This window comes from Streptomyces sp. UG1 (genome assembly GCF_049974585.1).
Taxonomy (GTDB): domain Bacteria; phylum Actinomycetota; class Actinomycetes; order Streptomycetales; family Streptomycetaceae; genus Streptomyces.
Map to the genome: position 1 here is coordinate 214,641 of NZ_JBNGGG010000004.1, position 10,001 is coordinate 224,641.

Consider the following 10,001-nt stretch of genomic DNA (forward strand, 5'->3'; position numbering starts at 1 on the left):
GTCACCCCCTTGCTTTGGACAGCCACGCGAGCGCGCGGGCGTTGTCGTCGGGGGTGCCGTTCTCGGCGGCGTGCCAGTGCTCGACGTGCACCAGGGCGCCGCCGGTCGAGGCGGCGGCGAACGGGTTCCCGTACGCGCCCGCGCCCGCGAGGGCGGGCGAGAGGGACGGGACGGCGGGCGGGGTTACCAGGCTGGACATTGCGCGGTCCACGGCCCCGGCGCCGCCCTCAATGCCCTTGACCAGGCCGGCGGGAATCCAGCGGCCGACGTCGCGCGCCATGACCATGGACGGGCTCGCGATGCCGAGGGCGTCGGCGATCGGGCCGGGAATCATGTTCTTCGCAAAGCTGATCAATTGCGACTTGAGCCAACTGCCCATGCTCTTAACGCCGTTGAGCAGGCCGCGAATGATGTCCTTGCCCTTGTCGACCAGCAGCGAGTTGAGGTTCCCGATCGCCGAGGAGATTCGGCCGGGCAGTCCTCGCGCCCACGTGATCGCCTCGCCCGCCTTGGTGACGATCGAGTCTTTGAAGCTGCGCAGTGCGGATACCGCGCGGTCGCGCAGCTGACCGGCGAGCGGGGCGAGGGCGCTGTACGCGCGGCCGGGCAGTCCCTTGATCCACTCGACGGCGGCAGAGATGCCCTTGCCGACGAACTCGCCGATCTTGGTCGCGGCCTCGCCGATCAGCTTCCCGGCGTTCGAGACGGCCGTCTTGGCCAACTCCCACGCCTTGCCGAAGTCGCCTTGCAGCAGCGCGACGATGGCGCCGATGATCGGTACGACCACCTGCTCGATCACGGCGGCGAGGCCGTTCGCGAGGATGCCCGCGAGGTCGCCCACCAGGCCGATCAACGGCTCGATGATCGGCATCAAGGCCGTGAGGGCGCCGATCAGCAGCTCGCCGATGGCGGGCAGCAGCGGGGCGAGCGCGACGAGGATTTGCCCGAACGCCTCACCGATCGTGGCGAGGGCCGGCGACAGGGCGACGATCAGCCGCGCCAGGATAGGCAGGACCGTTTCCGCAAGATCCCCGAGGACTGCGGCGAACGGAGCGACCAGGCCGGGCAGCTGCGCGATGATCGGACGCAACGCCCCCGCGAGGGCGTCGACCAGCAGCAGGACGACCGGCGCCGCCTGGGCGATGACGTCGCCGATCGCCGTCAGAAGGGGCGTGACGGCGGGCAGCAGCGACGCGACCAGCTCGCCGACCACCGGCAGGATCGGCGAAACGGCGTCGATCAGGACGCCGAACGCGTCCGCCGCGGCGGCGAGCACCGGGCCGAGCGCATCGACGATCGGCTGTAGGCCGTCGCCCAGTGCCTTGACCAGCCGCGCGAGCGGCGGGCCAAGGGAGGCGAGGGCGGGGCCGAGGGCGTCCGCAAGGGACGACACCAGAGGGCCGAGGGCGCCCGCGAGGGCGGACAGGACCGGCCCGCCGGCCTCGGCGAGGGCGCCGATCAACTGCCCTAGTGAGGGCAGGATTTCGCCGACCGCGCCGAGCAGGCCGCCGAGTCCTTCGGCCGCGCCCCCGGCGCCCGTGGCGACGCCCTCGAAGAACCCGCCGATGCCGTCGCCGACCGCGCCGAGGCCGGTCGACAGTGCGTCGATGACCGGCCCGGCGGCCTCAACCGCGGCGACCAGGCCGGGCATTGCGCCCTTGGCGAGGGCGCCGATGCCGTCGACCAGCGGCTCGACCAGCGGGGCGACGCCCTCGAACAGGGCGCCGATCTGCGGGGCGAGGTCGTCGAAGATGCCGCCGAGCTGATCGGCCGCGTTGACGAACGGCTCGACCAGCGGGGCGGCGAGTTCCTGCATCCGCCCCTTGACGTGCTCCGACAGGTCGGAAAACGCGCCCTTGACCTGCTCGTTCTCGGCGAGAACCTTCGCGCCGAGGCCGATCACGGCCAGGGGGACGGCGGCGAGCGCGCCCGCCGCGACGACCGCGCCGCCGGCGAGCAGCTTCGTGCTGGTCGCCGCGGCGCCGAGCAGGGGGCCGATACCGGCCAGGCCGCGCCCGGCGTCCTCGGCGCCCCCGCCGATGCCCTCGCCGAGGGCGCCGCCCATGAGCGCGCCCTCGGCGACGAACCGGCCGCGTAGGTCCCTGAGCCGGCCGTCGGCGTCCCGCTGGAGACCGGCGAGAGCGGCCTCGGTGCGGTCGACTCCGCGCTGTGCCCCGGAGTCGTCGAGGTCGATATAGCCGGTGAGTTCACCGATGGTGAGTGACAAGGGTCACCCCCCACCGGCGCGCGCCGCTCTATTCAGTTGTGGTTGTTGATCACCGCCCCGTGAGTCGGGCGATCTCGTGCGGGTCCGTCACCACGCGGGGCGTGTTCCGCCACGCGTGCGCGAACCGGGATTCGGAAGGGAGGCCGGACAGGCGGACCAGAAACGCGCGCGTGGACAGGCGCGCGATGTCCTCGGCCGACATGCCGTAGGTCTGGGCGAGGTCGGACTCGACCGCGGCCCAGTTGGCTACGACCGCTTGCCAGAACTCCGCGGCTTGCCCTTGCCCTTGGGGCGGGGCTTGCCCTGGGCCCGCCGCGCCGCCGCTTTTCCCTTGGCGGCCTCGCGCTCGTCGTACAGCTGCGCCGCGCGCTCCATGGACACGGCGCCCGGCTCGGCGACGTTGGCCGTCGACCACAGAAGGACGATGCCGAGTCGGCGGTCGTCCATGCCGGCCTCGGTCCAGTGGTCGACCGCGTCGGGGCCGAACAGGGAGCCGAGCAGGCGGCGGATGTCGTCGGGGCGGGCGGAGTGCTGCACGCGGTGCAGCTGGAGCGTGAACAGGGCGGGCAGGGACGGCGGGAGGACGTACGTACGGCCGTACAGCCGGAGCGGTACGCCCTGGCGTTCCCGCTCGGCCTGCTCGGCGAAAAACGCGTCGAAGTCGGCGACCTCGACCTCGCCCTCGGCCTGCTCGATCGGCTGCTCGGTCACGGTGTCGTCACCACCGCGGCGGTAGTCGGGGCGCCGCAACGGGTGAACGTCGCGCCCCAACTGGTCTTTGCGTTCGTCTCGCCGCCCGTCTCGCCGGGCGTGACCGTGCATTCCCACACGGTCCATTCGTTCTGCGAGGTGTGCCGGTACCGCATGGTCCCGCGCGACTCCTCGCCGAACTTGTACGCCCACGTCTTGTCGATGTAGTCCTGTCCGGCGTCGCGAGTGCCGGACGTCGCCGCGTACAGGCCGCTTACCTCGATCGTCGCACCGCGCTGCATCACGTCCTGTTCGTAATAGCCGTCGCTGTCGAACGTGGTCGTGTCGGCGGTCTCTTCGTTCTCGCCCGGGTTGTGGGTCCAGCTGGTGAGGTTGCCGATCCGCACGAACGTGTTCGCGGTTGCGGTCTCGACCTCGAATTCCCAGCCGCGGGCGTCGATGGGGCGTCCCACGTAGGGGCCTCCTATTCGGTGCGGTGGTCGGTGGGGGCCGACACGTCAAGATCGAAATTCACGACGTGCTCATGTCGGCCGTTGGAATCGGGCCCCATCGGGGCCGGGGTGCCGCGCGCGGCGGCGAGCACAAGCCACGTCCCGTCGGCGAGGGCGACGCCAGCGAGGCCGTGAAGCGCGCTGTAGATCGCCCACGCGCGGCGGCGGGAGACGCGCGGGTCGGGCCCGCCGCGTACGCGCACCTGTAGGCGTGGGGTGTCGTAGGCGTTGCGGGTGTCGGGCGCCTCGCCGTCGTACAGCCACAGGGCGACCGCGGCATCGGGCGCGGGCGGCATGACCTCGACGAACAGATCGCCGGTCGTGCCGGTCGGGTCGTAGGCGACCAGGCCGCGCGCGGCGAGTAGGCGGGCGACGCCGTCGAGCGGGTCGAGGTCAGCCACGGAGCGACCTCCGCAGCTGCGCCGCGATGATCTCGGCGACCGTGTCGGCCTGCTCGGTGAGGGGGCGTTCGAGGTACTTCGCGCTGCGACCGGCGTCGTGCCGGTAGTTCAACTCTTCGTGCTGGCGCACGGCGTACGGGGTGTCGTAGGACACGGCGGCCGTGAGCGACGACTCGTCGACCGTGGCCACGCCCGACCGTTCGAGGGTGGCCTCTTCAATCGGGACGACCTTTCGTGACTCGGCGAGGACGTGCTCGGCGGCGATCCGCAGACCTCGCACGGCGCCCGCGCGGGTGCCGCGCATGGCGGCGGCCCCGTTCCACCGGAGCCGGGTCCGTTGGGTCACTCGGCGCTCACCTCCGTGCACTGCGGTACCGGGAGCCCTGGCGCGGTGTGGTGGGCGACGCTGATTGCCTGGGTGATCCGTCCGTCGGGGAGGGTGATCCGCGACTCGGCCGGGCAGTCGAGGCCGGGCTCGGCGATGATCTGCGCGGTGCTGGTGACCTCGCGTCCCTCGCGGTCACGCACGGTCTTGATCGTCTCGGCGACCAGGGCGGGCACGTTCGCGACGGGGTCGCCGTACGTCGGGCCGTACGCGCTGTCGCCGCGGTACGGCTCGATCGTGATCCGGTGCGCGAGCAGCCATCGGGGGACTCTCACCAGATCACCCCCGGCAGCAGTCCCGCGCGTGTGAGGGCACGGTGCGCGCGCGGAGCGAGGTCCACGTCGCCTGGCGCGGCCGGGGCCTGCTGGCGCCCGGACAGGGACACGGGGCCGATAGAGACGCTGTCCCACCGGCCCGCCGCTCCCGTGCCGTCGTCGCCCGTGGCGAGCTGGTACTCGACCTGTGCGCACGTGGCGTTGGCGAGGGCCTGAACGACGGCGGGATCGGTCGGCATGCCCGCGCTGTTCACCGCGTAGCAGGCGGTGAGTAGGGCGTCGTCGATGTCCTCGGACGCCCGCGCGAGCAGCCGCTCGGCGTCGGCCGGGGCCGGCTGCCCGGTCCACGCCGTCAGCTGCTCGGGGGTGGCGTAGATCCGGGCCACCGGTCACCCCTCCTTCGCGGTCTTGCTGCGGGAACGCGAACGCCCCGCCGGCTTGGGCGGGGCGTTCGGGGCGGGCGGCGCGGTGGGCGGCGGCGGGCCGTCGTCGTCGACCTGGTCGACGGTGAACCCGTGGCGCCGGAACCACAGCAGGACGCCCGGCGACGGGTCGTCGAGCGTGGCGCGGCCGTCGCGGAAGTGCGCGCCGAGCAGCTGCCCGCCGCGCCCCTCCTCGGGTGCGGTGATCTCGAATGCGGGCATCACTGCACCTTGATGTTGCGCAGCACTGCGGCGGCCTTGGTGGCCTTGAGGACGACCGCGACGGGGCCAAGTTCCACCTCGCCCTTCTTGACGGCGCCGGCCGTGGTGAAGTCGGGGAGCCACTGACGCACGATGGCGCCGCCGGTCGTCGACACACCGTGGAACCCGTCGAGGCCGAGGCGCACCGCGTACAGGTCCGACAGGCCGGTGATGTTCCCGCCCGCGCCCGCGCCGTCCACGTCGCGTGTCTCGATCGGGATCACGGGGTTCGTGCTTCCCGCCTTGTCGCCGAGGTCGACGAACGGAATCCCGTTGTACGACTCGACGGTCTGCCCGAACGCGTTCTCGGTCCGGGAGTAGTAGCCGGCCCGGCGGGCGAGGGAGCGCACGCGGGCAAGCGTCTTCTTGTTGCCAAGCAGGGCCGACGGAGTGCCGTCGAGCAGCGCGAGGAATTCGTCGAGCAGGTCGAGGGCGTCGTGCGCCTTGGCCTGGTCGGTGCCGAGGGTGGCGCCGGTCCAGTCGACGGACGCGGTCGCGTTCATCTCCGTGGTGCTGCCGGTGAGCGCCACGTCGAGGCCGTCGAACCCCTTCTCGGCGTCGGGGGTCTCGTCGCGCACGCCGTTGATCACCTGGTCGGCGAAGAACGTCCGGGCGGCCTTGATCTGCTGGCCCATCTGAAACGCGACCTCGTTCGTCGCGGCCGGGCCGACGTTCGCGAGGACGCGGTCGACCTCGAACGCCCCACCGAGCGGGGACAGGTCGACGGTGAACCGGGAACGCTTCGCCTGGGCGGTCGCGTACTCGGTGTTGTACGGACGGAATGCGGCGCCCCGCTCGGTCACGAGGCGGGTGTACCCGTAGGTCAGGGTCGCGCCCCCGCCGGCCGGGTTGACCACGTCGTCGAACGTGAGGTTGTCGAGCAGCCAACTCGACTTGCGGAACTCGTCGATGACCATCAGGTCGAGGTCATCCGTGGTGTTGAGCTTGGCGTCGGCGAGGGTGATCGCCATGGGTGGACTCCTTGTCAGCCGCCCAGCTTGGCGGCGATTGCGTCGGTGAGGGTGGCCGGGCGCTTGTCACTGGCCGGGGGCCCGCCGAACTCGGCGCCGCCGCGGGCGGGGCCGGCCGGGGCGGCGCGGTACAGGTCCGGATCGGTGGCGATCTCGTCCGTGATCGCCTGCTTCAGCTGCTCGGCGAACTTCTCGTCGGACGGGTCGAGGGCGGCGAGCTTCGCCGCGAAGTCACGGGAGTTGAGCAGCCGGTCGGCGTTGGCGCCTTCCTTGCCCGCGGTGCGGTACGCGGCGAGTTCGACCTGTGCCGCGCGCAGCTGCCCGGACAGGTCGGCGACCTGCTGCGTCAGCTGGGCGGGGTCGGCGGGCTTGTCGTCGGTGACCAGGCCGAGGGCCTTCCCGATGTCCTGCGCGAGCTGCTGCCGTGCCTCCTGGGCGGCGTTCTGCTTCGCGACGGTCCGGGACTTCGCGGCCTCGGCGCGGGCGTCGGTGATCTCCTTCTGTGCCCACGACGGAAGCGACTTGATGGCGCCCTCGGCGGGCGCCTGCTGCTGCGCGCCCTGGGCCTGTTGCTGTCCGGCCGGGGCCTGCCCACCGGTACCGGTGCCGCCCTGTCCGCCGTCGCCGGTCGCGGCGGCCTGTCCGCCGTCGTTGTAGAGGACCGGAGAGAACGGGTCGAGCGGGTACGGGTGGGCCCATCCGTCGCCGTCGAGACCGAGGTGGCGGCGGGCGAGGGTGCGCATACGCATGGGGTGCACTCCTGGTGCGATCGGGCCCGCTCCTGGCGGGCGTCGGGGCATACAAAAGGGGCCCGCTCCTGGCGGGCCTTGAGGGAGAGAGAGCGTGATTTGGTCGGAAATGTTCGAGCGCTGGAAACGGGCATGTACACCGTGTGGGGCTCATCGGTCACGCCTGAGAGCCTTGGTTTCTGCACTCAACGTTTGGGGAAGGTCCGCAAGATCGGGCCTGTTACAGGTACCTGGCAGGGGCTGTGATACCGGGTGAAAATGAGTCGGGGGATTCTGTGGAAACCTACGCCCTCATCTTGAGTGTGGTGCTCTTGGCGGTGCTGGTCGCGGTGCCCTTGGTCGTGGCCCGTACGCGAGCGAAGACGCGCGCTGCGAAGAAGCAGGCTGGCACCTACCATCCATCGGTGCCAATTCTGGTTGTGGCTTCTTGCCTGGTAGCACTGGGCCTGATGCTCAGGGCAACGAATGCTGAGATTCCATGGGCCATCGCCTCTAGCGCTGTGCTGCTCGCGGTCTCATATGCATCTCTGATTCGTGTCTCAATCCTTGGTGTACGTTCGCGCGTCAACACGGAGCAGCGTCGTGCGGTTCAGTCATCGGATGCTGCGGTACCTGCCGAAAAACAGCCTCTATTGGACACCTTGGCGCAAATCGCGGGAATTCTCAGTCTGTTTGTATCGATCATTGCGCTCTTCATGTCATGACTTGTGGGCCTGACGGCTATCTCTCTGTCCGCTCGTTTGACAAGGGGCGGGCCTCGGCGTAGCCGCGAATCCACGCGGTACGCAGCACGGACGTACCCGGGTACGGGCACGTCCTCGGCTCGTCGCCGTTGCGTCCGACCTTGCGACCGGCCTCGACGGCCCGTGCGATCTCCTCGCGTGTGCCCATGCTGCGCCCCCTACCTCTTGGCCTGCTCGTCTGCCTCGTTCTTGCGGGCGCCGGCGGCCCACCGTTGGGGCTTGCCGACAACCTGCTCGATGAACTCGGCCTGTGTCAGGCGACCATGTGCCGCCCACCACTCCTTGAGTTCATCGCTCGCCCGCGCGTACGCGATGCGCGCGGGTCCGGAGAACAAGGAAACCGGGTTGATCCCGGCCTCGCGAGCCTTGCGGTTGAGTAGGTAGCCGTTGCAGTCGTCTTCGGCCTGTAGGTACTGGCGATACACGTACTCGTCGTACAGGGCGCGGGCCTCGCGACGGGTGATCGTGTGCCGCTCGTCGGTGTCGCCGCCCTCCCCTTCGTGGGCGGCGGCGAGGGCGGCGGCCTCGGCGGCGAACTTCTCGTCGTCCGCGAGGCGCCCCCACTGCTCCGGGTCCGGCGCGGGCGCCATGGCCTCGGCGAGGGCGTCGCGGTCGGCGAGCAGGTCGGCGACGGCGTCCCCGGTGTCCGCCGGCTGCGGCATGTCGACGGCGTCGCGCCGGTCCATCTCGGCGGCGATCCTGAGCAGTTCCTCGCTGGTGGCGTACTGCATCGCCCACGCGAGTTCGTCGTCGGACACGCCGGACAGGTCGGCGAGCAGCTGCCCGCCGGGGAACAGGCGGGCGAGCAGGTCGCGGCGGGCGGCCTCGGCGGCGACCATGGCGAGCGTGTCCGCATCCGCCCCGCGGGCGCGCGCGGCGAGGTCGTGGTCGGACAGGCCGACCAGGTCCGGCGACACCCCCGGCAGCTGGGCGGCGCGGTCGCGGCGGTCCATCTCCGCCATGACGCGCAGTGCGTCGCCGTCGTCGAGGTGCCCGTACGCCCGCGCGAGTTCGGCGTCGCTGAACCCGGCGAGGTCGTCGGCGAGGGTGCCGCCCGGCGCGATGCGGCCGAGCAGGTCGTCGAGGTCGCGGCGGTCGGCCTCGGCCTCGATCCGGGCGCGGGCGCGGTCGTCGAGCAGGCGGGAACCCTCGGCGGCGGCGAGCTGGTCGTCGCTCATCTCGCGTACCGACTGGTCGTCGCCGGACCACACGCGGGCGGCCTCGACCTGCTCGGGCGTCGCCTCGGTCCGCTTCTCTGGGAGGTTCGACGCGCCCGGCTGCTCGCGGTGCCGCAACCGGCGTAGGTCGGGGTGGGCGGCGAGGTGCGTCCGCATGGCGCCCTGCCACTGCCGCACCTTGAGCCGTGCGGCGCGCTGCGCCTCGGGCGTGACGGCGGCGGCCTCACGCTTCTTGTACTTCCTGATGTGCCGCTCGATCGCCCGCTGTCGCTGACCGGCTTCGTACCCGGCGGGGTCGCTCACGGCCTGCTCCACGGTGGTGAGGCCGGGCGTGTACGCCGACACGCTGTGCCTGCAATTGGGGTGCTGGAGACCGGCGCGGCGCGCTTCGTCGAGCGATCCGGCGACCCGTACGGGGATCATCCGGCCGTCGTCGATGGCGTGCTCGACCTCGACCACGCGCTCGCCGTCGGGCCCGCCGATGGTAAGTACGCGGCCCTCCCACGGCCGGCAGAGCGGGCACTCGCGCGGGGCGTCGGACACGATGACCAGGTCGATACCGGCCGTCGACAGGGTGCGCATGTGCGCCTCGGTCGCGGCGCGGCCCACGCTGGTGCGTACGGCCATCTCCGCGTAAGAGGTGAGCTGCCATCGGCGCCCGGCGCGGTCGACGAACGCGCGTATGCCCTCGTCGGCGAACCGGCGCATGGCGTCCTGCGTGGCCTGTCGGCGGGTGCCAGTGCCGAGCAGGGGCGTTGCGGTGACCTCGGCGACGATCGCCCGGAACCGGTCGACGACCGCCCGCAGAATCGAGCGGTGCGTCGAGGTGACCACGTCGACCGTTTCCAGTGCGAGCCGGTCGACGGCCTGTGCGTTCGGGGTCACGTCGTCGACCAGGGCGCGGGCGTCGTCGGACAGGGCGCCGAGTTCGGCGACGGCGGCGCGGTGTCCCTCGTTGTACGCCTCGGCGACCACGTCGAACACTTCGAGCGTCACGGCCTTGCCGAGTTCGTCGACAACGGCCTGTGAGGCGCGGCGTAGCTGCTGGACGGCCGCGAGCTTGCGCTCGGCCCACCCTGGGGCGTCGAGGCCGGCGGCGAGCTGCCGCGCGATGATGCCCAACAGGCGGGCCTCGGCGTCGGCGTACAGGTCGCGGGTGCGGTCGGCGAGGGGTTCCACCATGCCGG

At 71.6% G+C, this 10,001-nt stretch carries 14 protein-coding genes; 1 reads left to right on the top strand and 13 read right to left on the bottom strand.

The window, feature by feature from the left end:
• Position 1: 1 nt before the first annotated feature.
• The 11 genes from ACP4J3_RS06480 to ACP4J3_RS06530 are packed head-to-tail and all read right to left on the bottom strand — an operon-like array spanning position 2 to position 6,893.
• On the bottom strand, positions 2-2,227 hold the full coding sequence (locus ACP4J3_RS06480) for a phage tail protein (protein WP_426531305.1): 2,226 nt from the start codon (positions 2,225-2,227) through the stop codon (positions 2-4).
• A gap of 49 nt (positions 2,228-2,276) precedes the next feature.
• Positions 2,277-2,429, bottom strand: a complete 153-nt coding sequence (locus ACP4J3_RS06485; RefSeq protein ID WP_426531307.1) for a hypothetical protein — start codon at positions 2,427-2,429, stop codon at positions 2,277-2,279.
• A 44-nt stretch (positions 2,430-2,473) separates the two neighbouring features.
• Positions 2,474-2,938 (bottom strand): hypothetical protein, encoded by a 465-nt coding sequence (locus tag ACP4J3_RS06490; protein ID WP_426531309.1) that lies wholly within the window; start codon positions 2,936-2,938, stop codon positions 2,474-2,476.
• The gene (locus ACP4J3_RS06495) at positions 2,935-3,390 is read right to left on the bottom strand and encodes a phage tail tube protein (RefSeq protein WP_426531311.1); all 456 of its coding nucleotides are present in this window, start codon (positions 3,388-3,390) and stop codon (positions 2,935-2,937) included. Before ACP4J3_RS06495 ends, ACP4J3_RS06490 begins: the two co-directional genes overlap by 4 nt.
• An 11-nt stretch (positions 3,391-3,401) precedes the next feature.
• A complete protein-coding gene (locus ACP4J3_RS06500; protein ID WP_426531313.1) occupies positions 3,402-3,830 on the bottom strand; it encodes a minor capsid protein in 429 nt (142 codons plus the stop codon).
• The gene (locus ACP4J3_RS06505) at positions 3,823-4,176 is read right to left on the bottom strand and encodes a minor capsid protein (protein ID WP_426531315.1); all 354 of its coding nucleotides are present in this window, start codon (positions 4,174-4,176) and stop codon (positions 3,823-3,825) included. Before ACP4J3_RS06505 ends, ACP4J3_RS06500 begins: the two co-directional genes overlap by 8 nt.
• Positions 4,173-4,490, bottom strand: a complete 318-nt coding sequence (locus tag ACP4J3_RS06510; protein ID WP_426531317.1) for a hypothetical protein — start codon at positions 4,488-4,490, stop codon at positions 4,173-4,175. The genes ACP4J3_RS06505 and ACP4J3_RS06510 overlap by 4 nt, the downstream gene beginning before the upstream one ends.
• A complete protein-coding gene (locus ACP4J3_RS06515; RefSeq protein ID WP_426531319.1) occupies positions 4,487-4,876 on the bottom strand; it encodes a hypothetical protein in 390 nt (129 codons plus the stop codon). The genes ACP4J3_RS06510 and ACP4J3_RS06515 overlap by 4 nt, the downstream gene beginning before the upstream one ends.
• A 3-nt stretch (positions 4,877-4,879) precedes the next feature.
• Positions 4,880-5,134 (bottom strand): hypothetical protein, encoded by a 255-nt coding sequence (locus ACP4J3_RS06520; protein WP_426531321.1) that lies wholly within the window; start codon positions 5,132-5,134, stop codon positions 4,880-4,882.
• Entirely contained in the window at positions 5,134-6,144 is a 1,011-nt protein-coding gene (locus tag ACP4J3_RS06525; RefSeq protein ID WP_426531323.1) for a major capsid protein, read from the bottom strand. Before ACP4J3_RS06525 ends, ACP4J3_RS06520 begins: the two co-directional genes overlap by 1 nt.
• A 14-nt stretch (positions 6,145-6,158) precedes the next feature.
• Complete coding sequence (locus ACP4J3_RS06530) at positions 6,159-6,893, bottom strand: hypothetical protein (RefSeq protein WP_426531325.1); 735 nt, start codon at positions 6,891-6,893, stop codon at positions 6,159-6,161.
• A 275-nt stretch (positions 6,894-7,168) separates the two neighbouring features.
• Between ACP4J3_RS06530 and ACP4J3_RS06535 the strand changes: the two genes are divergently transcribed.
• Positions 7,169-7,597, top strand: coding sequence for a hypothetical protein (locus ACP4J3_RS06535; RefSeq protein WP_426531327.1), 429 nt, complete (start codon positions 7,169-7,171; stop codon positions 7,595-7,597).
• Between the two features lie 16 nt (positions 7,598-7,613).
• Here the strand turns inward: ACP4J3_RS06535 and ACP4J3_RS06540 are convergent, their stop codons facing one another.
• Entirely contained in the window at positions 7,614-7,784 is a 171-nt protein-coding gene (locus ACP4J3_RS06540; protein ID WP_426531329.1) for an Rmf/CrpP fold protein, read from the bottom strand.
• Positions 7,785-7,794: 10 nt separating this feature from the next.
• Positions 7,795-9,996, bottom strand: coding sequence for a phage minor capsid protein (locus tag ACP4J3_RS06545; protein ID WP_426531331.1), 2,202 nt, complete (start codon positions 9,994-9,996; stop codon positions 7,795-7,797).
• Positions 9,997-10,001 lie beyond the last annotated feature (5 nt).

Coding starts and splice junctions, on each gene's coding strand:
- ACP4J3_RS06485 (WP_426531307.1), bottom strand. CDS start 2,429: ATGTCGGCCGAGGACATCGCGCGCCTGTCCACGCGCGCGTTTCTGGTC.
- ACP4J3_RS06520 (WP_426531321.1), bottom strand. CDS start 5,134: ATGCCCGCATTCGAGATCACCGCACCCGAGGAGGGGCGCGGCGGGCAG.
- ACP4J3_RS06540 (WP_426531329.1), bottom strand. CDS start 7,784: ATGGGCACACGCGAGGAGATCGCACGGGCCGTCGAGGCCGGTCGCAAG.
- ACP4J3_RS06545 (WP_426531331.1), bottom strand. CDS start 9,996: ATGGTGGAACCCCTCGCCGACCGCACCCGCGACCTGTACGCCGACGCC.
- ACP4J3_RS06525 (WP_426531323.1), bottom strand. CDS start 6,144: ATGGCGATCACCCTCGCCGACGCCAAGCTCAACACCACGGATGACCTC.
- ACP4J3_RS06530 (WP_426531325.1), bottom strand. CDS start 6,893: ATGCGTATGCGCACCCTCGCCCGCCGCCACCTCGGTCTCGACGGCGAC.